Below are 21,832 nucleotides of genomic sequence, written 5' to 3'. Positions count from 1 at the left end.
GGCCGGCGCACTGCAGGTGATGTCCGTGGCCGGGAGGCGGCCGGTGGCGAGGTAGGCGTTGACCGCGGCGTCGGCGCAGCGGCTGCCGTACACGCCGAACACCGCGTGCTGGTCGGCGCCGCGCAGGGTCACCAGGCGGGAGGATCGCCACTTGTGGTGCACGGCGGTGGCACCCTCGTAGGTGGTGCGCGGGTCTCCCGTGGCATTGACGAGCAGCGCGGGAAGGTCGTCCCGGACGGTGGTCGGGCGCTCGCGGGGCCGGTCCCAGAAGGCACAGGCGTTCAGGTTGGCCGTGACGGGGCCGAACAAGGGGTCCTGTGTGCGGGCGCGCCGGACGTCGCGCCGGTAGACCTCCGGGTCGTGGGGGGCTGCCATGTCCCCGCACAGGATCGCCGTCTGCACGCTGCCGTACTGCGAGTCGGCCCCGGTCAGCTCGAACTCCAGCACGCCGGCGAGCCACGGGGACGGGGTGACCCGCTGACCGTTCGCCGCGCGCAGCATGTCCTGCACCCCGTGCGCGAAGTCCGCGTAGGCGCTGTCGTTGTCCTGCGAGAGTCCGTTGAACAGGACGATGGGCGCCATGTGTTCGTCCACCCGGTAGGCGCCGAGCCGCAGCGGGGTGCGGGCGGCTGCGGCCTGGATGCGCTCGACGCTCGCCAGCACCGCCCCACGCGTGCGGCCCAGGCCGTACCTCGTGTCACGGGCGGCGGTCCAGGAAGCCCAGCCCTCCAGGGCGTGCCGGTTGGCCGCGCCGACATGGCGCAGCAGCCGGGGACCGTACCGGTCCGGGTCGATCACGCCGTCCAGCACGACCCGGTCGGTGCGGCCGGGGAACATCGTGGCGTACACCTGGCCGAGGTAACTGCCGTACGAATAGCCCAGGTACGAGATCTTCCGCTCGCCGAGCGCGGCGCGGACGATGTCCATGTCGCGTGCGGTGTTCCGCGTGGTGGCGAAGGGCAGCACGTCGCCCGCGTGTGCCCGGCAGCGCCGGGCCAGGTCCGCAGAGAAGGCCGCGATCCTGTCGAAGCCGGCCCGGTCGTGACCGGCTCCGCGAAATGCGGAGCCGGTCGGCCAGCGGCAGTCCAACGGTGTGCTGCGGCCGACGAAACGGGGGTCCACACCCACCACGTCGTAGCGTCGGCCGACGTTCTTCATGGCCTTGTGCACCCACGGCGGGTCGCCGATCGTCTGGCCGCCGGGGCCGCCGCCGTTCAGCAGCAGCGGGCCGACGCGGTGGGCGGTGTCGGTCGCGCGGATCCGGGAGATCGCCACCGTGATGGTGCGTCCGCCCGGATCGGCGTAGTCCAGCGGTACGGTCACGTCGGCGCACCGGGCGCCCGCCTGCTCCAGCTCCTTGCCGGTCGCGTCGTCGGGACCGAGGAGGCAGCTCTTCCAGGTGAGGAGCTGGTGGTGGTAGCGGGCGAGCGGGTCGGGGGCCGCGGCCCGGGCCGGGACGGCGCCGGCGGGCAGCGCGGTCAGGGCGAGAGCGGTGGCGGCCAGGCCAAGAGCGGCCCTTCTGGCTGTGGTTGCCCTTCCCGGCCGTAAGGAGATTGCCAAGCGGTTCAAGGGTTCGTCCCTTCTGGGGTTGCTGTCTTTCCGGAGGACCGGCCTTCGCAGAACGCGGTCTCGACTGCCTTCAGGAAGTCCTGTTCGGCCTGGAGCGTGGCCGGTACCTGGTTGAGGGCGACGGCGACGCTCCGTCCGCCGGGGCCTGTGGCGGTCAGCGCCCGGTGGCCTCCCGGCACGGTTCCGGCGTGGCCCCACCACATGCCGCCGCAGCGCAGCGGGGAGGCGATCAGGCCCAGTCCGTACCGGGCACCCGGCCAGAGGCGGTCCGGGTCGGCCGCCACCGTCCGCCGCATCTCGGCGAGCTGGGCGGCGGGCAGCAGCCGACCGCCGAGGAGCGCGGTGGTGAACCGCGTCAGATCTCCGGGAGTGGAGACCAGGGCGCCGCCGACCCCGCCGAAGGTCGTGTTCCAGTCGGTGCCGTCGACGCGGTGCCCGTCGGCCGCGGTGAAGTAACTGCGGGAGTGCGGTCCGCGGATGCGGGGGTCGTCTCCGGGCCAGTACGTGTCGCGCAGCCCGAGGGGCCGGATCAGCCGGCGGGTGATCTCTCCCTCGGGAGAGTGCCCGGTGACGTCGCGGACGATCAGGCCGGCGAGGAGGTAGTTGGTGGTGGCGTAGTGCCAGTCGGCGCGTGGTCGCGGCAGGTCCAGGGCACGGGCGACCAGCTCGCGCGGTGTGAAATGGCGGTACCGCAGGCGCTCCGGGTGCTCCCACTCGGGAGCGTCGAGGTAGTCCGGCAACCCGCTGGTGTGCTGCAGCAGTTGCCGTACGGTGATCCGGCGGCCGTCGTAGCCGTTCTTGCGGACCACCCCGGGAAGGTAGTGGTCGACGGGTGCGTCGAGCGAGAGGCGGTGCTCGGCGGCGAGCTGGAGCACGACGGTCGCGATGAACATCTTCGTGACGCTGCCCGCGCGCAGCCGGTCGGTGACGTTCATCGGGCGGCCGCCGCGCAGGTCCGCCGTCCCGGCCGCCTCGGTCCAGCGGGCACAGGCTCCGCCCGCCGGGTCGGTGACCAGGACCGCCGCGCCGGCGAGGCCGCCCCGGTCGGTGAGCGTGCGCAGCGACCGGCGCAGTTCGCCGTGCGGTCCGCAGGCGGCGGGACGACGGGCATCGGGTGTCGGCCCGGCGGCGGCCGCCGCGGCGGACGGCATGACGAATGCCGCCAGCAGGGCCGCCACGCATGTGTGTCCGCGCAGGGTGGAGGGGATCGACAAGGTCGCCATGCGCACCAACGCTAGGTACGCGCCGGGACCGGATCACTCCTGCTGGCCGCCGATTCGCGGGTGGGGGCAACCCCAGCGTGCGACAGGGGGGATTCCCCCTGCGCGTCAGCCGTCGCGCTCCCCCGCCGGGTGTCGCGCCTCACCCGTGGAAGGGGCCCGGCCGCCCCGGTTCACCACCCGCGCCGTCGGCCGGCGAAGGACGGGGCGGGGCGGGCAGGGCGGGCGTCTCAGTTTCCGTCGGCGGCCGGGCGGTACAGCACGGGCAGGTCGGCGGGCCGGACCCGGACCGTCACCGGCAGGGTCGCGTCGACCTCGCCGTCGGCGCCGTAGGGGACGGGGCGGGAGGCCTCGATGCGCAGTTCCTTCCCGCGCAGGACCTGTACTTCGGGCCGGTTGATGTGGGCGCCCGTCTTCAGCTCGTTCATCATGGCGAAGAACAGTCTGCGCGGGGCGTCGCGGATCATGACGATGTCGAGCAGTCCGTCGTCGACCCGGGCGCCGGGAGCGATGAGCCGGCCGGAGCCGTAGTAGGGGGAGTTGGCGGCCACGACGGTGTAACCGCGGTGGGCGTGTTCCTCGCCGTCGACGGTGACCCGGTAGTCCGCCGCTCGCCACGTGGTGACCGCGCGCAGGCCGCCCGCGTAGTAGGAGGCGGCGCCGCGCAGCAGGCGGGCATGGTTCGCGTGCTGGTTGGCCAGCGCGTCGACCCCTGCGTAGACGCTGCCCAGGACCACCGTGCGCTGGTGGACGGCCGACTCCACCTCGATGGTGTCGACGCGCCGGGACTCGGCGTGGAGCAGGATGTCGGCGAGGGCGGCGGGGTCGCCGGGCAGGTCGAGGGCGCGGGCGAAGTCGTTGCCGCGTCCGGCGGGGACCAGGCCGAGGACGGTACCGGTGCCGCTGAGCGCCCCGCCGATGCCGCCGGCCATCCCGTCCCCGCCGACCGCCAGGACCACCCGGCCGCGCTCCCCTGCCTGCCGGGCGATGTCCTGGGCGTGGGCGAGGCTGTTGCTGTACTCCGTCTCCAGCTCGGCGCCGGCTTCGCGGAGCAGGCGGGCCAGCTGGAGCAGCGACGCCGCCCCGGTCGAGTCGCCCGCGGTCGGGTTGACGACGGCGGTGAACTGTCGCATCGGTGTGCCTCCGGGGCGGTGACGGTAGGAGCGGAACGGCCGGGCGGGTGGGGGGGGTGGGTCAGTCGGTGGGCAGCAGGACGCCGGGGTTCAGGAGCCCCTCGGGGTCCAGACGGCGCTTGACGGCGCGCAGCGCCTCGACGCCGAGTGCTCCGGCCTCCCTGACATACCAGTCTCGGTGGTCGGTGCCCACTCCGTGGTGGTGGCTGATGGTTCCCCCGGCGGCGATGACGGCGTCGTTGGCGGCGTGCTTGGCGCGCGTCCAGTGCGCGACGGGCTCCTCGCCCTGGGCGCTGACGACGGTGAAGTACAGCGAGGCGCCGTTCTCGTACACGTGGGAGATGTGGCACATCACCAGGGGCGGGGTGCCGGCCTGGGTGAGTGTGTCGGTCAGGGCGGTGCGCACGGCCGTGTACAGGTCGGGGATGCGGGACCAGAAGGCGGCGGTCTCCAGCGTCTCGGCGAAGGCTCCCGCGTCGAGCAGGGAGTCGCGCAGGTAGGGCGCGGAGTAGCGGCCGTGGGCCCAGCGCTCGCCCGGTTCGGCGCCGACCAGGGTTCCGCCGGCCTCCCGCAGGACGGCCGCCCCCTGCTCGCGCCGCTGGGCCGTGTCCTCGGCCGTGCCCTCGTAGCCGGTGATCGCCATGCATCCGGCCTCGCTCTGCGCGAGCCCGGCGCCGATGGCGTCCGGCTGGGCGAGGCCGATGAGCGTCTCGGTCTCGTCGGACAGGCGCAGCACGGTCGGCCGGGGTCCGTCCTGGGCGAGCCGGCGCAGGGCCGCGGCTCCCTCCTCGAAGGAGGCGAACCGCCAGCCCTCGTAGACGCGCACCTCGGGCAGCGGGCGGATGCGTACGGTGACGGAGGTGATGACGCCGAAGGCGCCCTCGGAGCCGAGGATCAGCTGGCGCAGGTCGGGTCCGGCGGCGGAGCGGGGGGCGCGGCCCGCCTCGATGGTCCCCTCGGGGGTGGCGAGGGTGAGACCGAGCACCATCTCGTCGAAGCGGCCGTAGCCGGCGGAGGCCTGTCCGCTGGAGCGGGCGGCGGCGAAGCCTCCGACGGTGGCCCATTCGAAGGACTGCGGGAAGTGACCGAGGGTGAAGCCCTGTGCGGCGAGCAGGGCTTCGGCCTCGGGGGCGCGCAGGCCGGGCTGGAGGACGGCGGTGCGGGAGACCGGGTCCAGGTCGAGCAGGCCGTTCATCCGGCGCAGGTCCAGGGCGACGAAGTCGCGTCGCTCGGGGGCGAGACCGCCCACGACGGAGGTGCCGCCGCCGAAGGGCACTACGGCCAGGCTGTGCGCCGCGCAGGCCTTCAGCACGGCGAGGACCTCGTCGTGGGAGGCGGGCAGGACCACGGCCTGCGGAACGTCGGAGACGTCGCCGGCGCGCAGGCGCAGCAGGTCGGGCGTGGACTTGCCGCGGGTGTGCCGGACACGGCTCTCGGCGTCCGTGCGGACGTGGTCCGCGCCGCCGACGGCCTCGGCGAGCGCCTCGAGGGCAGCGGGGCCGGCCGTGGGCTCGGGAAGGCGGATGTCCTCCAGGGCCAGGGCCGGCGTGGTGCGCGGCTTGACGCCGAGCAGGTCGCGCAGCAGTCCGGTCACCGTGTCGGGCAGCGGTGCCGCCTTGGCCGGGTCGCCCCAGCCGTTCCACAGCATGTCCATCGAAGGGTCGTCCTCACAGGTCGGTGTGCTCGGTTCGCGCGGCGGCGTCTCCGCCCGGCCCCCGGGGCGTTACACTGTGACACATGACGCCTATTCGTCACAACGGTTCGGACAATGATCACGTCCTCGACGCGGTGCGCGACTGCGTTCTGGCGGTCGGGGTCCGCCGCACCACCCTGGCCGACGTGGCCCGCCGCGCCGGCGTGTCCCGGATGACGCTGTACCGGCGGTGGCCGGACCTGCGCACCCTGGTGGGCGATCTGATGACCCGTGAGTGGATCGCCGTGGCCACCCACGCCATACCGGAGTCCACGCCCGGCACGGACACCCGGACCCGGATCGTGACGGGGCTGGTGGCGGGGGTGGAGGCCTTCCGTGCGCACCCCCTCTTCCGCAAGATCGTCGACGTCGATCCCGAACTGCTGCTCCCCTACGTCCTCGACCGGCGCGGGGCGAGCCAGGAAGCACTGCTGGCACTGCTGGCCGACTCGCTGCGCGAGGGCCACGCCGACGGATCGGTGCGCACCGCCCACACCGAGCGGCAGGCCCGCGGCCTGCTGCTGATCGTGCAGTCCTTCGCCCTGTCCCTGCGCACGATGACCGACGAGGACGATCCCGACCTCGACTCCACCGCCCTGCTGGGCGAGCTGCGCACCCTTCTGGAGAGGACCCTGACGCCATGAGCCGAACCGAGGCCGTACGAGACCCGTCCCTCAACGCGGACCGGCGCACCCGGGACCTGGCCCGGGCGACGGACGGCACCGTGGCCGACGTGCTGGTCGTCGGGCTCGGCGCGACCGGGGCCGGAGCCGCCCTGGACGCGGCCGCCCGCGGGCTGGGCGTCGTCGCCGTCGACGCCCATGACCTCGCCTTCGGCACCTCTCGATGGAGTTCCAAGCTCATCCACGGCGGACTGCGCTATCTGGCCTCCGCGCAGTTCGACGTGGCGCACGAGAGCGCGGTCGAGCGGGGGGTGCTGATGACCCGGACCGCCCCGCATCTGGTCGCCGCGCAGCCCTTCGTGCTGCCGCTGACCCCACTGGTGTCGCGGGCCCAGGCCTCGCTGGCCTGGGCCGGATTCCGGGCCGGCGATGTGCTGCGGCTCGCCGCCCGGACGCCGCGGCAGGTCCTGCCGGCCCCGCGCCGGCTGACGGCTACGGAGGCCCGGCACCTGGCGCCGTCGGTCCGTGCGGACGGCCTGCGCGGCGGGCTGCTGTCCTGGGACGGCAAGGTGACCGACGACGCCCGGCTGGTGACCGCCCTCGCGCGGACCGCCGCCGCGCACGGCGCCCGGGTGCTGACCCGGACCAGGGTGCTGGAGCTGACCGGGACGGGCGCCCGGATCCGCGACGAACTCACCGGCGAGGAGGGCGAGATCCGCGCCCGCGCCGTGATCAACGCCTCCGGGGTGTGGGCGGGCGACCTCGTCGACGGCATCCGCATCCGCCCCTCCCGCGGCACGCATCTGGTGCTGCGCTCGGAGCGGCTGGGCGCGCTGCCGGCCGGTCTGCACATCCCGATCCCCGGCGAGACCAACCGCTTCGTCCTGGTCCTGCCCCAGGGCGACGGCCGGGTCTATGTCGGTCTCACCGACGAGCCGGTCGACGGCCCGGTCCCGGACGTGCCGGAGGTGCCCGAGACCGACATCGGTTTCCTGCTGGACGTGCTCGGGTCCGTACTGGACACTCCGGTGCGCCGCGACGAGGTCGTAGGCGCCTTCGCCGGCCTGCGCCCCTTGCTGGACACCACCGGGCACGACGGCCCGGGGGACACGGCGGCCCGCACGTCGGACATCTCGCGCCGGCACGCGGTGCTGACCTCGCCCGACGGCGTGACCACGATCGTGGGCGGCAAGCTCACCACCTACCGGCGCATGGCGCAGGACGCCGTCGACGCCGCCGCCGAGGCCCGCGGCCTGTCCGCGCGCCCCTCCCCCACCGCCGCCCTGCCGCTGGTCGGCGCCGCCTCGCCCGAACGGCTGCGCGCCCTGCCCGCACCCCGCCGTCTGATCCGCCGCTACGGCACCGAGGCGCCGGCCGTCCACGCCCTGGCCGAGCGGGATCCGGCCCTGGCCGAGCCGGTCCTGCCGGGGCACCCGGTCACCCGGGCCGAACTCGTCTGGGCCGCCCGCCACGAGGGCGCCCTCGACGCGGCGGACCTGCTGGACCGCCGCACCCGCATCGGCCTGGTCCCCGAGGACCGCACCGAGGCGCTGGCCGTCGCCGCGGAGGTCCTGGCACAGGCCCGGTCCGCCGCCCACAGCGAACCGTGATCCCGCACCGGCCCCGGACGCCCGACCGCGAGGCGCTCCCGCTCCGGCGTCACCGAAGGTACCTGCCGGTCACCCGGTGACGCGGAAGCGGCGCCGGGGCCGCCTACGGGCGCTCAGCCGGCGACCGTCCGCAGCCGCGCTCCGAGCCGGGCGACGGCCGACGGATTGCGGGAGCTCTCGACCAGGTCGACGTAGTCGCGCGCACACCGACGGGGGTCCCCCGGCTCTCGGCTTCGCTCGAGCCGGGGGAGGGCCGGCGCCGGATTCTCACCGGACTCCCCCGCGGGGAGGCAAGGGGACTCCGGCACAGGCCGCTTGGCCCGTCGACCCGCCGTTGCACCGCATCCGTGTTCCGGCCCGGGCTGCCCGCTCACTTCCCGAGGATGTTCACCGCCCGGTCGAACGCCGAGTCCCGGCCCTTGGCGAACTCCTCCTCGGTGAAGACCGGTTCGACGATGTGCGGCGGGATGCCCGTGCCGTCGAAGGTGCGGCCGGTGCGGGTCAGGAACTCCTCGTTGGGCAGGCCGAACACCATGCCGTCGGGAAGGCGGCGCACCATCACGTCCGAGAAGACGCCTTGCGTGCTCTGGCCGATGCGGACGGTGCGGCCGGGCCGGTCCATGAGCGCCTGCGTGAAGGTCTCGCCCGCGCTCACCGTCGAGCCACCGGTCAGTACGGCGACGGGGCCGGTGTAGCGGGGCGCGTCGGCCGGAGCGACCGGTACGGGCTCGGGGCGGGTGTGCCGGGTGGGGTCGGCCGGATCGTTGCGGGCCCGCTTGGCGTACGCGACGTAAGGGGTGTCGGTCAGACGCCGGGCGATGCGGATGCCCAGCGTGTCGGCACCGCCGCCGTTGATGCGCAGGTCGATGATCAGCCCCTTGAGGTGCCTGACCCGCTCGGCCGTCAGGACCGTGTTCAGCGTCCTGTCGAGTTCCGCCTGCTCGGCGCTGTACGGGGCGTCCTTCCCGGCGTAACCGCCGAAGCCGGTGATCCTCAGATAGCCCTGACCGCCGGGCAGGTCGGCGTACGTGATCCGGCCGGCCGCGAAGTCCTGCCGGTGGGAGGCGTTCTTCAGGTCGCGCGCCACGACGAACTTCTTGACCCTGGCGTCCAGTTCCTCGGTCGGGACCTCCGTGCCGGGCCGGACCTCGTAGAAGCGGCTGTCACCGTCCTGGACCACGACATGGGCGTCGTACAGCGGCCGCACCATCCGGCTGAAGATCGTGAACAGTTCCTTCCTGGTGGTGTCCTTGTGCACCTGGGGCCGGTACCGGTCCCGTACGGCGTGCCAGTCGATGCCCTTCGCGGCGAAGAACGGGTAGTTCTCCTCGAAGGTCTGCCAGAGGACGTCGAAGGCGGTGCGGGGGTCGTCCGGCAGCCCACGGGTGCAGCCGGCCGGCAGTGCCGCGATCCGACGCAGCCCCCGGTGGCCCACCGAGCTGTCCGCGGCGAGCGTGGCGTGGTCGCCATCGCGCCCGGTCCGCACGGTCAGCAGGGTGCCGTCCGTCGTCAGATAGGTACCGGGGCCCGTCTGCGGTGAGGTGTCGCCCTTGAGGCAGCCGACCGACGTCGTCTGGTACTCCTGCAGGACTCCACCGCCCAGGGTGAGGACGGTACCGTAGCCGTCCATCCGCCACACGCCGTCGGTGCCCGGCGCATTCGGCTGCGCGGCGCCGGCGGCCGGGACGGCGGCCGCGGTGAGGGTGAGGGCGACGACGGCGGTCGTGACGATGCGCACGGTCTTGTCCTTCCGGTGCCTGTCTGCGGGACACCACCGTGACCGACGGCGCCCGGCACCCACCATCCGGTGAGCCGGTGCATCGGGGGTCGGGGCAACCCCCGTGTCCGCGCGCTCCTGCGCGTCGTCCGGCAGCTCAGGAGGAGCGTTCCGCCAGGTCCTCCAGGACGGCCACCGCCCGGTCGGCGTGCTCGTACGGCACGAAGAGGTGGTCGTGGTGGAATCCCGCGACGACGTTGCAGCTCAGGCCGGCGTCGGCGAGTTCGCGCGCGACGGCGGCGGTCAGCCCCACGGCCTCGAGGGCCGAGTGGACCCGCAGGGTGATCCAGCCCGCCACGTAGTCGTAGCCCATCCCCGCGGCGTCCGCATCCTCCAGCGGGGCCACCACGGTCAGGCCCTCCTCCTCGGCGACCGTCACCACCGGGCTCACTCCGGAGGGCACGCCGCCCTCGACGGTGGTGAACACGTACCGGCCCGGATTCAGCTCCGGACGCATCCCGCTCAGCAGCTTCTGCAGATCACTCTCACCGTTCATGATCACCACGTTACGGGAGACGGGCCTCAGCGCTGTTCGAAGTGGCTGGGCCTGGTGTCGCGGTGGACCAGACGGCCCAGTCGGGCGTTCCGGGCGCTCGGCAGGAGCGTCCAGGTGCCGGCGGGCCGGCGGAGGGCGGCCGAGTGCCACGGGATGGTCCGGACGTCCGGGGCGTCGGTCAGGCGGATGCCGAACTCGGGCGTGCCGGCCGGCTGGGGATGGATGGACGGCCGGACGGCACGGGGATGGTGCTCGGGGATCAGCGCCGCAGGCGCGACTGCGCTGGATGACGCCGTAGGCGCGTTCACGGCATGCGCGTTGGAAAGCGGATCGGGCGCCGGGGTGGTCCGCGGTGTCCTCGAAGAGGAAGCGGGTGAGGCCCCGGTAGAGGGCGAATGCGGGGTCGCCGGATCTGACCTGGGCACGCAGGTCCGCCACCGTCGGGGCGTAACGGTCAAGGACGCGAGCGCGTTTCGCCTCGTACGGCAGAGTGCCGAAGACGTCACGCAGTCGAAGACCGACAGTCTGGCGAGGGCCAAGTGGTCGATGAGCGCCCGCAGTTCGTCGGAGCAGGCGTCGACGTGCGGCTCCGGGACGCGGACGAGGTCGCCGAAGACATGGCCGCCGGAGCAGATGACCACCGGGCACCGGGCGGGTAGACCCGCCCGCCCACGGCATCCGCTTTCGTCGTCCCCGTGGTCCCGCTTGTGCGCGACGAGGTCGGCGATGCAGCGCTCCAGCCCGTACAGCCGGGCCTCGTACAGCGGGCGGCCTGGGTCGGTGGGGCCCACCGGCTGGACGACCTTGTCCCAGTCGCGGTCGAAACGGGCCGCCAACTCCGCGAGAAGGCCGATCACTTCGGCGAGGACCAGGGAGGGGAAGCGGGCGGCGAAGCCGCTGACGAGGTCGGCGGGGCCGGTCCCGGGGAGCGCGTCGACGACGGTGTCGGCCAGTTCCTGGAAACGGGGCAGAGCCCCTCGATGCGCCGCGGGGTGAACGCGTCGGTGGCGAAGCACCTCTGCTGGTGTGGACCGGCGGGTCCTGGTGGAGAGGGTGGACCTGGAGCCGGGAGTGCTGCGGCTCGGGCATGATCGAGGCACCGGCCCGCCACTGGTCTTCGCCCCGGTCGTGGTTCTTGCCGAGGGGGTCCTCGTTCGGGATCGCGTGCGCGGCGACGTAGCCGGTGACCAGCCAGGCCCGTACGCCGTTCGGGAAGAGGACACGGTGGACCGGGCCGGCCTCACGCATCCGCGCGCACAGGGCACCGCTCCGCGCAGGGCCGCCCCCGCGCCCAAGGGCAACCGACGGGACTCGTCCATCAAGCGTTTCTCCAGCTCACGTCGCACGCCGTCCCCGGGTTGGGGCCGTAGCGCCTCAGGAGTCGAGCCGTGGACGGGCCGAGTTCCGTACGGGGGATACGGCACGCGTCACGCGCGGCGGAGCCGCGCGCCGACGTGCTGTCGGGGCCGCACGCTCACAGACCGGCGAGAAGGTTCTCGGCGTCCCGGTCGCCGGCCGTCCCGCTCTCGGCCACACCGGCGGGATCATGACCGGGAACGGCTGACAACCGTGGCAGCAGGCAGGCCCAGAACTCCACCATGCGTTCCTTGGACAGCCAGTCGCGGTCCCGGCTGCCGAGCGCCTCGAAGCCGACCGTCGCGGCCACCACGGCCACGGCCACCCCATCGGGCGAGACGCCGTCCGTCAGCTCCCCCGTCCGTTGCGCCTCTACGACGACGTCGCGCACCCAGCCGTGCCACCGGTCCAGCACCGTGGCACCGCCGTCCCGGGACAGATCGCCGCTGAGGGCGAATCCGGCGCGCACGACCGGGTCGGTCGCGAACGTGACCACGAGCTGACGGATGGCCGCCACCAGCACCCCGAGCGCGCTGCCGCCCGCCGACCGGCAGCGCTCGGCCAACTCCTCGACCCGGCGCGCCGCCACGCTCTCGATCTCGCCCGCGAGGGCGTCCTTGCTCGGGAAGTGGAAGTGCAGGGCGCCGGCGCTCACCCCGGCCCGTTTGCTGATCGCGGGCAGCGACGCACGGGCATATCCGTCGTGAGCGAAGGCCTCCGCCGCCGCGAGGACGAGGGCCTGCCGTGTGCGAGCCGCACGGACCTGCTTGACCATGACGCCCTCCTCCTGAACCTGCGCGGATGCGGCCCCGGGCTCTCGACTCGGGATAACCGCATGTTCAGTATGTTTATGAGGGTTCGGTGCGGCAAGACCTGACGGCACGCCAGGGCAAAAACGTCGAGGGACGGCACTTGGGACCAACCAAACCGCGTGCCTGGTTTGGGTGACCTGCCCGCAAGGAGATCGGTAAGGCGACGTGAACTCCGGGGAACGCGGAAGTCCGCGGCCCGGTCGGGCAGCGGACTTCCGTCGGGCACATCGCCCCGCGCTCAGGACGCCGACGGACGCAGCACCACGGGCAGCGACCGGTAGCCGTTCAGCATGAAGGTCGGCAACGGCTCCAACTCCTCGGGCGCGCAGGCGAGCCGGACGTCCGGGAACCGCTCGAAGAGCCGGGACAGGGCGGAGGCGGCCTCGATCTCGCCGAGCGGTGCGCCGAGGCAGCGGTGCGGGCCATGGCCGAAGCCGAGGACGTCACGGTCGGCGGTGCGCAGCAGGTCGAAGCGGTCCGCGTCCGGCCCGTGGCGGTCGGTCTCGTGGCCGCCCGCCGCGAAGTTGACGAGGATGCAGTCGCCCTTGCGGATCCGCACTCCGTCGAGGTCGATGTCCTCCACCGCGAACCGCATCGGCGCGTATGCACCGGGGGTGTGCACCCGCATGGTCTCGGCTATCACGTCCGGCCAGGCGGCCCGGCCCTCGCGCAGGTGCGCCAGCTGCTCGGGGTGGGTCAGCAGCGCGCCGGCCGCGTTGGTGATGAGGGTGGCCGTGGTGTCCTGGCCGGCCGCGATGAACATGAAGAGGGAGCCGAGCAGTTCCTCCTCGGTGAGGCGGTCGCCGTGGTCGCGGGCCGTGATCAGCGCGCTGGTGAGGTCGTCACCGGGCCGCTCCCGCTTGGCCTTCACCAGAGCCGCGAGCCGCCCGAACGCCTCCAGCCGAGCGGCCTCCATGTCCTCGGCGGAGACGGTGGAGCTGAACACCGTGCTCAACGCCGTGGAAAGGGCGTCCGTTTCGGGGCCCTGGGGCACACCGAACAGCTCGCAGATGACCCGCAGCGGCAGCACCTCCGCGTAGGCGGTGCGCAGGTCGACCCGGGTTCCGGGCGCGAGGGCGGAGAGTCTGTCCAGCAGTTCGGCCGACAGCTCCTGAACCCGGGGGCGCAGCGCCTCGGAGCGCCGCGCGGTGAACGCTCCGGCCAGCAGCCGGCGCAGCCGGGTGTGATGCTCTCCGTAGGCGAACAGCATGTTCTCGTTGGCCACCCACGGGTAGAGAGGCCATTCCTGGGTGATCTTTCCCTCGATGAACGGCGGCCAGTGCAGGCGGGCGCTGCGCGAGACGCGCGGATCGGTCAGCAACCGCTCCACGTACGCCTGCTGTACGACGGCCCAGGCGAGCACCCCTCCGGGCAGCTCGACCTGGACCGCGGGGCCCCGGGCGCGCAGCATCGCGGCCTCTCCCCTGTGGTCCCGGCCCATCAGGTCCAAGGCGTAGGGGCAGGCGGTGTTTTCCATCAGAGTGCTCCCTGGGTCGGTCCTGCATCACGTTGTTGTGCCGCGACGTGCCCATGGCAGCGATGTCCGCTCCCCGCACCCGGGATGCCTGCCTCCGTGGTCGTCGGAGGGTGTCCGCTCAGCCGACGGCCGGGGCCTCCTCCGGCTCCCGGCTCATCTCCATGGCCTCTTCGTAGACCCGCCTTCCGCGGTCCAGTGACATGTCCAGACGCACCAGCACGGCGGGGACCGCGATGCTGGTCATCAGGTGCCGGTAGAGGTCGACCACTCGTTCCATCAGGTCCGCGTGGTCGTTCATGATCTTGGACAGCACCTGCGCCCCGGTGAACGCTGCCACGAACGCCTTCGCTGCGGCCTCCACGTCGACCTGGGGCAGCAACTCCCCGTTGGCCTTCGCCCGTTCGAGCAGGTGGGCATTGTGGTCGACCCACGAGGCCATGGGTACCCGCCGGTCCAGTCCGTCGTGCGGTGAACCCTGGTCCACGGTCAGGCGGATGCTGCCGCGCACCATCGGGTCGCCCGTGCCGAGCAGGTGAGCCAGGAGGAACCCGGCGTCGAGCCCCTCCTGGAGCACCAGTTCCCGCGGCGGCGAGGCCGGCACGGCCTTCAGCTGGTCGGTCAGCACCGCCTGGGCGAGCTGCTCCTTGGAGGCGAAGTGGAAGTAGAGAGCACCCTTGGTGACGTTCGCCCGCTGGAGGATCTCCGAGATGGTCGCCGCCTCGTAGCCGACTTCGGCGAAGACGTCGGCTGCTGCCACCAGGATGTTGCGCCTTGTCCTGATCGCTCGTTCCTGCAAGGCCACGGCACATCCTCCGCACTGGCTTCACGGGCCGGTCGGCGACAAAAAGAAACCGACAGGTACGTATCCTGCCACCCCGAAAGATGGCCTTTCAAGCATGCACGTGTCCCCTCCTCACCTTGCACGCAGGAAATCCCGGCCGTCGCTGTGGGCAAGAATAAAACCTGTCAGCCGGTATCTCAACGCCCGAGCAGCAGATGCGCACGCCAGAAGGCTCTCCCGCCCGGCAGGGGCACCGGAAATCCCCTTCCGCTTCGGCGGCCGGCCCCCTTCCCCATGTCGTCGCAGTTCAGCCGCCGTTGGCAGAAACTTGGCTTGATTAGAAAACCGGGAGGTCCGTATCTTCTGACTCTGCGCATCCCACCCTTCCGGATCTGCGACTACTGGAGAGGGTCATGACCCTTCTGACACCTCAGGTACATATCCCCTCTTTGCCGGAGATCGAGCCCTATGAGACACATCAGGTGACTCATCCGGAAAGGAGCCGGGCGGACGGTCCGGACTTGAGGGCCGACGGGATGCTTCCCGGCACGCCCGCCGGTGAGTTGACCCGTCTTCTCTTCGGCGGCGAGGACCGGGAGCACATCCACGCGAGGTGGCGCGATCTCATCGCGCAGGAGACGTTCCGCCACCGCCCCGGACTGGGCTCCGCCGAACGCGCCGCCCTCTCCTACGAGTGGCTGCGTGTGGTGAACGACACCGTCCAGGGGGCCGAGCAGCTGGCCGACGACCCGGGGCTGTTGGCAGGGCTGCACGAGTGGGCGGCGATCGTGGACGGCGGCGGGGGCCTGTGCACGGTGGCGAGCATCCATTACAACCTCTTCCTCGGCAGCCTGCTCGACCACGAGGGCGCCGAGAGCCGGGACCTGTCCGACTACACGACCCTGCGGCGCACCGGCACGTTCCTGTGCACCGAGCTGGAGCACGGCAACGACGCCTCGGCCCTGCAGACCACCGCCGAACGGGACCCGGTCACGGGCGGGTTCGTACTCAACACCCCGCACGCGGGCGCCCAGAAGTTCATGCCCAACACCAGCATGACCGGCGGGCCCAAGAGCGCCGTGGTGGCGGCCCGGCTCCTCGTCGACGGCCGCGACGAGGGCGTCTTCCTGTTCCTGACGCCGCTGAGCGACGAGCGGGGCCTGCTGCCGGGCGTACGGGTGCGCCGGCTGCCCCTGCGCTCCGGCGCACCGGTGGACCACTGCCTGACCGCGTTCGACCACGTACTGCTCCCGCGCGACGCCCTGCTGGAGTCCGCGCACGGCCGTCTGGACGCCGACGGCCGCCTCCACAGCAGCCTCGGCAACCGGCGCAAGCGGTTCCTGCAGTCCATCGGCCGGGTCACGATGGGCAAGCTGTGCATGAGCGGTGCCGCCGTCGGCGCTACCCGGGCCGCTCTCGCCATAGCCGTCCGCTACGGCGACCAGCGGCAGGTCAGCGGCCCGCGGGCGGGTCAGCGCATCCCGGTCAACGCCCACCGCTCGCACCACGGACGGCTCCTGAAGGGCCTCGCCACGGCCTACGCCATGACCTTCCTGCACCGCTCGGTGCTCGCGCAGTGGGCCGAGCAGCACGCCGGCCGTGACACCGGGCGGCGGGCGGAGACCGAGCGCCTGATCGCCGTCGCCAAGAGCTGGATCACCTGGCAGGCACGGGACATCACCATCGAGTGCCGGGAACGCTGCGGCGCGCAGGGCCTGTTCGCAGTCAACGGCCTGTCCGAGTTCCCGCAGTACGTCGAGGGCACCATCACCGCCGAGGGCGACAACCTGGTGATCTGGGTGAAGGCCGCCGCCGAGATGCTCTTCGAGCACCAGCCGCCCCGGACGGCCCCCGACTCCCCTGGCCCAGTGGCCCGGTTGACGGATCCCCGGCATGTGCGCGGGCTGCTGGCCGGGGCCGAGGTCATCTGGCAGGACCGGGCGCGCGCGGCGCTGCGCCGGGGCCCTTCCGGGGATCCGGTGGAACGGTGGAACGGCGCCTCCTCCGCCGCCCTGGAGATGGTGTCGGTGCACGCCCGGCTACGGGCGGCCGACGCCTTCCTGGAGGCGGCCGCCCGGGCGGCGGACCCCGAGGCCCGTGACCTCCTGGAGAGGCTCTGCCTGCTGTTCCTGCTGGAGCAGCTCGGCGAGCACACCGGTGATCTGCTGGCCGACGGCCATCTCTCCCGCGAGCAGGTCCGCGCCCTGCCCCAGCTCCTGGACGACGTGCTGCGCGACCTCGCCCCGCACATGACGGACCTGGTCGCGGCGTTCGACCTGCCCGCCGCGTACCTCGACGGGATCCCGCTGGCCAACTCGGGCCGTGTCTCGCTCGCGGACTACGCCACCGCGGCCGAGTAGCAGGCGGGTTGCGACGGCCGGCCGCTCACGGGGTGCCCTGCGGCCGCCACTGCCCGCCCGGACCATGGCGAGTTGTCGCCATTGCCGTGTTCGCCTGCCCATGACACGTTCGGACGGCCCCGGCCGGGCGGGCCGGGAACCGACGGGAGGGGTCGACGGATGGCACGAGAAGGCAGACATACCGGCCGCACGGTACTGACCGCGGCGCTCACCGTGGCGACGGCACTGATCGCCGTGGCCGTGGCGGAACCCTGCGCGGCCGCGAGGGGCGGCGCGCCCGCGGCCGCGGGGATGAGGGCGGGCCCACTCGCCGACCCCACGCCCGAGGAACAGGAGCACCTCAGAGAGGTGGCCGGTGCGATCTGGACCCCGGAGCTGGCGGCCGGCTGGAACATGAACGCCGACGTGGCAGACGTCCTGTCGACGGCCACCGGGGAGATCCTCAAGTGCAGCGAGGCGTTCGCACTCGTCCCGCGCCCGCCGGGCTTCGTGCCGGGCATCGGCCACCTGGTCGGACACTGGAAGAATCTGCGCGACTACTTCCTGGTCGTGAAGGACAACCGGACCTACCGCGCCTGCGTCGTGACCGCGGCCGTCAACTACCGTTCGGCCGTGGAGATGGCCTCCATGGGCATCTGACCCGGAGCCGGGTCAGGGCCTTGCGAGGCCGTCGATCCAGGACTGGAGCCGGCTGCCCTGATCGGCCATCAGGCCGGGGTCGCGCAGGGTGTTGGTGAGGACCGACATGCCCTGGTAGGCCGCGACCAGCTCGATGGCGAGGGCGCGGGCGTCGGACCGGCCCAGCTCGGCGAACTGCCGCTCGACCCAGTCGAGCAGAGCCTTCATGACCTGGGCGGCGGCCTCGTCCAGGCCGTCGTCACGCTTGTCGAGTTCGGTGGCCAGCGTGCCGAAGGGGCAGCCGAAGCGGGCCGCGGTCTCGCGCTGCTCCACCCAGCCGTCGATCAGCGTCTTCAGCCGGGTGGCCGCGTCGGGGAGTGCGTCCAGGCGGGCGGTGAGCGCGGTGAGCCGGTCGCAGTGGGCGTCCACCGCCGCCTCGACCAGCTGGTCCTTGGTCTTGAAGTAGTAGTAGACGTTGCCGAGGGGGACATCGCCGGCCCGCGCGACGTCCGCGAGCGTGGTCTTCTCCACGCCCTGCTGGTGGAAGACCTGGACGGCGGCTTCGACCAGGCGTTCGCGCTTGCCGCCCCGGCGGGAACGGGCGGCGGCTCCGGCCGCCGCACCGGATGTTGAGTCAGTCACCTGACTAAGAATAGACAAAGCCGGCTGCCGCGACTAACGTGGCGACTTAGTTAGTCAGCTAACTCAATCCGAGGGGTGGACGTAATGATCGTGGTGACGGGTGGTTCGGGGAATGTCGGGCGGGCGCTGGTCGCGAAGCTTGCGGAGGAGGGCGAGGCCGTGACGGCAGTGGCCCGGCGCATCACCCCCGGGGACGTCCCGCCGGGAGTGCGGGCCGTCGCCGCCGACCTCGGGCAGCCGGCCGCTCTCGGGCCTGCGCTGGAAGGGGCCGCGGCGCTGTTCCTGCTGGTGGCCGGTGACGATCCGGAAGGGATCCTGAAGCAGGCCGCCGCGGCCGGCGTGGCGAAGGTGGTCCTGCTGTCCTCGCAGGGCGTGGGCACCCGGCCACAGGGCTACGCGCACGCCGCCGCCTTCGAGGCCGCCCTCGCCGCCTCGGGGCTGCCCTTCACTGTGCTGCGCTCGGGCGGCATGGCCTCCAACGTGCTCGCCTGGGCGGATTCCGTCCGGCGCCGCCGCACCGCGGCGGCGCCCTTCGCCGACGTGGCCCTGCCGTTCATCGACCCGGACGACGTCGCCGCGGTCGCCGCCGCCGTGCTGCGCCAGGACGGGCACGACGGCGTCACCTACACCCTGACCGGCCCCGTGGCCACCACCCCCCGGCAGCGGGCCGCAGGAATCGCACACGCCCTGGGTGAGCCGGTGGCCTTCGTGGAGCAGAGCCGTGAGGAGGCCCGGGAACAGATGGCACAGTTCATGCCGGGCCCGGTGGTGGCGGGGACCCTCTCCATCCTCGGCGAGCCGACCGCTGAGGAGCAGGCCGTCAGCGCGGACGTGGAGCGGATCCTGGGCCGCCCCGCGACCCCCTTCGCCGCCTGGGCGGCCCGCAACGCGCCGGCGTTCCGCTGAGGCCGTCCGGGGTCAGGGTGCGGACCCGCCGGGAACGCCTCGCCCGGCTCGCCGACCACGGCCCTTGGCTCCGTAGCCGGGGCCGGGGCTGGAGCCGGGGCCGGGGCTGGAGCCGGGGCCGGGGCCGGGGCTGGAGCCGGGGCCGGGGCTGGAGCCGGGGCTGGAGCCGGGGCCGGGGCCCGGACGTCACGGGATCTCTTGCTCGGCCCAGATGATCTTTCCCTCGGCCGTGTGGCGGGCGCCCCAGTGGTGGGCGAGCTGGGCGACCAGGAACAGGCCCCGGCCGCCCTCGTCCATGCTGCGGGCGTGTCTCATGCGCGGGGCGGTGCTGCTGGCGTCCGCGACCTCGCAGGTCAGGCGGGTGTCACGGAGCAGCCGCAGCCGGATGGGCGGGTCGGCGTAGCGGATCGCGTTGGTGACCAGTTCGCTGACGATGAGTTCCGTCGTCATGGTCAGCTCCTCAAGGCCCCAGTCCGCCAGCCGACGGGTGGCCTCGGCCCTGGCGTGCCCGACGGCGGCCGGGTCGGCGGGCACCTCCCACTGGGCGACCTGGTCCTCGCTCAGGGCATGGGCGCGCGCCAGCAGCAGGGCGATGTCGTCGGGCTGCGGCGTCGGCACCAGCTCCTGGACGGCGGAGGTGCACAGGATGCCGAGGTCGGTTCCGGTCCGGGCCAGCACCGCGCCGAGGCGGGCCATGCCCGACTCGACGTCCTGGTCGGCTCCCTCGATCAGGCCGTTGGTGTAGAGACCGACGAGGCTGTTCTCGGCCAGCTCGATCTCGGTGACCTCGAAGGCCATGCCGCCCAGACCGAGCGGGGGGCCGGCCGGAATCTCCGGGAAGTAGGCGTGTCCGTCCGGTACGACGACGACGGGCGGCGGATGTCCGGCCCGGGCCATCGTGCACCGGCGGGTGACCGGGTCGTACACGGCGTACAGGCAGGTCGCTCCGACGAAGGTCGCCGTGCTCCTGGTGGCCGCGTCGCGGCCGGCCTCCTCGTCGCTCAGCCGCAGCACGAGGTCGTCGAGTCGGGCGAGCAGGTCGTCGGGGGCCATCTCCATGGCGGCGAGGGTCTGCACCGCCGTACGCAGCCGGCCCATGCTCGCCGCGGCGGAGATGCCGTGGCCGACCACGTCCCCGACTACCAGGCCCACGCGGGCGCCGGACAGGGGGATCACGTCGAACCAGTCGCCGCCCACCCCACCGGTCGGGTCCGCCGGCAGGTAGGAGGAGGCCACCTCCAGCGCCGTTCCGCCGGTCAGGGCGTGCGGAAGCAGGCTGCGCTGCAGGGTGACCGCCGCGGTGTGTTCCCGGGTGTACCGGCGGGCGTTGTCGACGCACACCGCCGCTCGTGCCACCAGCTCCTGGGCCAGCAGGACGTCGTCGGGCCCGAACGGGACCGGGTTGAGCGAGCGCGCGAACGTGGTGAGACCGAGCGCCGTATGACGGGCCCGCATCGGCGCACAAATGAGGGAGTGGATGCCGAACTCACGTATCCGGGCCGCCCGTTCGGGCTGTTCGGCCACCCAGAGTCCGTCGGACGGGTCGACGACCGGGATCAGGACCGGATCACCGTCGACGAGCAGGTTCGCGTCGCTGGGCGGAGGCAGGAAGTCCACCTCTTCGCCGACCTGCGCCACCGCCTCCGGGCAGCCCTCGCGCACCGACCGCAGGCCCGCACGGCGCATCGCAGGCCGCGCGGGGGCCGGCCCCGCGTCGCTCAGCCAGGCTCCGTGCCCCTCGGTGCTGAGCACGTGCTCCAGCAGGTCGACGACGACGAAGTCCGCGAAACGGGGGACCGCGAAGTCGGCCAGTTCCTGCGCGGTCCGCATCACGTCGAGGGTTCTGCCGACGCTGGTGCCGGCTTCGTTGACCAGCGACAGGAGCTGGCGGGTGGTCCAGCGCTCGGTGACGTCCTGGACCATGTAGCAGACCCCGGTGATCGAGTCCGCCCCGTCCACCAGAGGGAAGAACGAGGTGGAGTAGGCGTGCCGACGGTGCGGGTCGGCCCAGCTCCATCCGAGGTACTCGTAGTCGGTCACCGGCTCCCCCGTGACCAGCACCTTGCGCATCAGCCCCTCGATGGTCTCCGCCTGCAGGCCGGGCAGCAGCTCGCTCAGCCGGTGCCCCAGCCGCTGGTCCCGAGGCACACCGCCGAACCGTTCCAGCGTGTCGTTCAGCCATACATAGCGCAGTTCCAGATCCATCACGGCCATGCCGACCGGTGAGCGGGTCAGGAATCCGTCCAACACGGACTGGCCCACCGTCCACTGCCGCCGCTGCTCCCGCGCCGAGAGCAGAAAGCACTCCTTCCCACCGATACGGAAGGCGGCCGAGACCCGGAGATCGATGTCGATGGAGTGGCCGTCCCGGTGCCGTACGGGGATCAGACCGCTCCATCCCATGCCGGCCCTGCAGCGGTCCGCGATGCCGACGGCGCGCGCCGAATCCTCGGGCATGGCCAGCAGACGCCCGGCGGAACGGCCGACGACCTCCGGCGCGCGGTAGCCGAGCAGTGCTTCGGCGGCCCGGGTCCAGCCGACCAGGACGCCGTCCGCCGAGAGCACCGCCGTCGCATCGGTGGACGCGTCGAAGAGATCGCCCGTCCCGACCGACGTGGAGGCGTCGACACCCTCTCGCCCAGGTTCCATCCGCTCCATCCTCTGTCCCCACCATGTTCCTTCCTGTCCGTCCGATGCGCACGGGCCGGGTGGCGCGCCGCCCGGGCCACAGCCCTGGGGTTGGGCCAGACGGAGCGCCG

Annotated in this window: 17 protein-coding genes and 1 pseudogene; 5 read left to right on the top strand and 13 right to left on the bottom strand. The window is 72.8% G+C overall.

What is annotated here, in order from left to right; genetic code table 11:
• The 4 genes from AB0H32_RS27590 to AB0H32_RS27575 all read right to left on the bottom strand — a co-directional run.
• Positions 1-1,569 (bottom strand): alpha/beta hydrolase (locus tag AB0H32_RS27590; protein WP_361125390.1); only part of this gene is annotated, 1,569 nt, incomplete at its 3' end.
• On the bottom strand, positions 1,566-2,792 hold the full coding sequence (locus AB0H32_RS27585; RefSeq protein ID WP_361125388.1) for a serine hydrolase domain-containing protein: 1,227 nt from the start codon (positions 2,790-2,792) through the stop codon (positions 1,566-1,568). The genes AB0H32_RS27585 and AB0H32_RS27590, both read right to left, overlap by 4 nt.
• Positions 2,793-3,019: 227 nt before the next feature.
• Positions 3,020-3,922, bottom strand: coding sequence for a YegS/Rv2252/BmrU family lipid kinase (locus AB0H32_RS27580; RefSeq protein ID WP_361125387.1), 903 nt, complete (start codon positions 3,920-3,922; stop codon positions 3,020-3,022).
• Positions 3,923-3,983: 61 nt separating this feature from the next.
• A complete protein-coding gene (locus AB0H32_RS27575; RefSeq protein ID WP_361125385.1) occupies positions 3,984-5,576 on the bottom strand; it encodes an FAD-binding oxidoreductase in 1,593 nt (530 codons plus the stop codon).
• A gap of 83 nt (positions 5,577-5,659) precedes the next feature.
• Between AB0H32_RS27575 and AB0H32_RS27570 the strand changes: the two genes are divergently transcribed.
• Entirely contained in the window at positions 5,660-6,259 is a 600-nt protein-coding gene (locus AB0H32_RS27570; RefSeq protein WP_361125383.1) for a TetR/AcrR family transcriptional regulator, read from the top strand.
• Positions 6,256-7,848, top strand: a complete 1,593-nt coding sequence (locus AB0H32_RS27565; RefSeq protein ID WP_361125381.1) for a glycerol-3-phosphate dehydrogenase/oxidase — start codon at positions 6,256-6,258, stop codon at positions 7,846-7,848. The genes AB0H32_RS27570 and AB0H32_RS27565 overlap by 4 nt, the downstream gene beginning before the upstream one ends.
• A 370-nt stretch (positions 7,849-8,218) precedes the next feature.
• On the opposite strand, the gene AB0H32_RS27560 is transcribed toward AB0H32_RS27565, so the two are convergent.
• From AB0H32_RS27560 to AB0H32_RS27530, 7 genes and pseudogenes are all read right to left on the bottom strand, one after another.
• The gene (locus AB0H32_RS27560; RefSeq protein WP_361125379.1) at positions 8,219-9,586 is read right to left on the bottom strand and encodes a S41 family peptidase; all 1,368 of its coding nucleotides are present in this window, start codon (positions 9,584-9,586) and stop codon (positions 8,219-8,221) included.
• A gap of 136 nt (positions 9,587-9,722) precedes the next feature.
• Positions 9,723-10,121 (bottom strand): ACT domain-containing protein, encoded by a 399-nt coding sequence (locus tag AB0H32_RS27555; protein WP_361125396.1) that lies wholly within the window; start codon positions 10,119-10,121, stop codon positions 9,723-9,725.
• A gap of 26 nt (positions 10,122-10,147) precedes the next feature.
• The gene (locus AB0H32_RS27550) at positions 10,148-10,429 is read right to left on the bottom strand and encodes an L-tyrosine/L-tryptophan isonitrile synthase family protein (protein ID WP_361125394.1); all 282 of its coding nucleotides are present in this window, start codon (positions 10,427-10,429) and stop codon (positions 10,148-10,150) included.
• 25 nt (positions 10,430-10,454) lie between these two features.
• Positions 10,455-10,799, bottom strand: a pseudogene (locus tag AB0H32_RS27545) (hypothetical protein); the annotation flags it as partial.
• A 796-nt stretch (positions 10,800-11,595) separates the two neighbouring features.
• On the bottom strand, positions 11,596-12,252 hold the full coding sequence (locus AB0H32_RS27540) for a ScbR family autoregulator-binding transcription factor (RefSeq protein ID WP_361125377.1): 657 nt from the start codon (positions 12,250-12,252) through the stop codon (positions 11,596-11,598).
• Between the two features lie 275 nt (positions 12,253-12,527).
• Entirely contained in the window at positions 12,528-13,766 is a 1,239-nt protein-coding gene (locus AB0H32_RS27535) for a cytochrome P450 (RefSeq protein ID WP_361125375.1), read from the bottom strand.
• 118 nt (positions 13,767-13,884) lie between these two features.
• Positions 13,885-14,568: a ScbR family autoregulator-binding transcription factor gene (locus AB0H32_RS27530; protein ID WP_361125373.1), complete on the bottom strand. Its 684-nt coding sequence runs from the start codon at positions 14,566-14,568 to the stop codon at positions 13,885-13,887.
• Between the two features lie 500 nt (positions 14,569-15,068).
• Between AB0H32_RS27530 and AB0H32_RS27525 the strand changes: the two genes are divergently transcribed.
• Positions 15,069-16,907: an acyl-CoA dehydrogenase gene (locus AB0H32_RS27525; protein ID WP_361125371.1), complete on the top strand. Its 1,839-nt coding sequence runs from the start codon at positions 15,069-15,071 to the stop codon at positions 16,905-16,907.
• A gap of 159 nt (positions 16,908-17,066) precedes the next feature.
• Positions 17,067-17,546: a hypothetical protein gene (locus AB0H32_RS27520; RefSeq protein WP_361125369.1), complete on the top strand. Its 480-nt coding sequence runs from the start codon at positions 17,067-17,069 to the stop codon at positions 17,544-17,546.
• Between the two features lie 12 nt (positions 17,547-17,558).
• Here AB0H32_RS27520 and AB0H32_RS27515 read toward each other — a convergent pair whose 3' ends face one another.
• Positions 17,559-18,167 (bottom strand): TetR/AcrR family transcriptional regulator, encoded by a 609-nt coding sequence (locus AB0H32_RS27515; protein WP_361125367.1) that lies wholly within the window; start codon positions 18,165-18,167, stop codon positions 17,559-17,561.
• Positions 18,168-18,251: 84 nt separating this feature from the next.
• Between AB0H32_RS27515 and AB0H32_RS27510 the strand changes: the two genes are divergently transcribed.
• The gene (locus AB0H32_RS27510; protein ID WP_361125392.1) at positions 18,252-19,073 is read left to right on the top strand and encodes an NAD(P)H-binding protein; all 822 of its coding nucleotides are present in this window, start codon (positions 18,252-18,254) and stop codon (positions 19,071-19,073) included.
• A gap of 186 nt (positions 19,074-19,259) precedes the next feature.
• On the opposite strand, the gene AB0H32_RS27505 is transcribed toward AB0H32_RS27510, so the two are convergent.
• Positions 19,260-21,722: a SpoIIE family protein phosphatase gene (locus tag AB0H32_RS27505; RefSeq protein ID WP_361125365.1), complete on the bottom strand. Its 2,463-nt coding sequence runs from the start codon at positions 21,720-21,722 to the stop codon at positions 19,260-19,262.
• Positions 21,723-21,832: the final 110 nt, after the last annotated feature.

The sequence above is a fragment of the Streptomyces sp. NPDC020362 genome, assembly GCF_040642095.1.
Taxonomy (GTDB): domain Bacteria; phylum Actinomycetota; class Actinomycetes; order Streptomycetales; family Streptomycetaceae; genus Streptomyces.
This window is presented reverse-complemented; position numbering and strand designations above follow the sequence as displayed.

What these genes read in the sequence shown, in the direction of transcription:
- AB0H32_RS27585 (WP_361125388.1), bottom strand. Translation starts at nt 2,792, where the DNA reads ATGGCGACCTTGTCGATCCCCTCCACCCTGCGCGGACACACATGCGTG.
- AB0H32_RS27580 (WP_361125387.1), bottom strand. Translation starts at nt 3,922, where the DNA reads ATGCGACAGTTCACCGCCGTCGTCAACCCGACCGCGGGCGACTCGACC.
- AB0H32_RS27575 (WP_361125385.1), bottom strand. Translation starts at nt 5,576, where the DNA reads ATGGACATGCTGTGGAACGGCTGGGGCGACCCGGCCAAGGCGGCACCG.
- AB0H32_RS27570 (WP_361125383.1), top strand. Translation starts at nt 5,660, where the DNA reads ATGACGCCTATTCGTCACAACGGTTCGGACAATGATCACGTCCTCGAC.
- AB0H32_RS27565 (WP_361125381.1), top strand. Translation starts at nt 6,256, where the DNA reads ATGAGCCGAACCGAGGCCGTACGAGACCCGTCCCTCAACGCGGACCGG.
- AB0H32_RS27555 (WP_361125396.1), bottom strand. Translation starts at nt 10,121, where the DNA reads ATGAACGGTGAGAGTGATCTGCAGAAGCTGCTGAGCGGGATGCGTCCG.
- AB0H32_RS27540 (WP_361125377.1), bottom strand. Translation starts at nt 12,252, where the DNA reads ATGGTCAAGCAGGTCCGTGCGGCTCGCACACGGCAGGCCCTCGTCCTC.
- AB0H32_RS27535 (WP_361125375.1), bottom strand. Translation starts at nt 13,766, where the DNA reads ATGGAAAACACCGCCTGCCCCTACGCCTTGGACCTGATGGGCCGGGAC.
- AB0H32_RS27520 (WP_361125369.1), top strand. Translation starts at nt 17,067, where the DNA reads ATGGCACGAGAAGGCAGACATACCGGCCGCACGGTACTGACCGCGGCG.
- AB0H32_RS27510 (WP_361125392.1), top strand. Translation starts at nt 18,252, where the DNA reads ATGATCGTGGTGACGGGTGGTTCGGGGAATGTCGGGCGGGCGCTGGTC.
- AB0H32_RS27505 (WP_361125365.1), bottom strand. Translation starts at nt 21,722, where the DNA reads ATGGAACCTGGGCGAGAGGGTGTCGACGCCTCCACGTCGGTCGGGACG.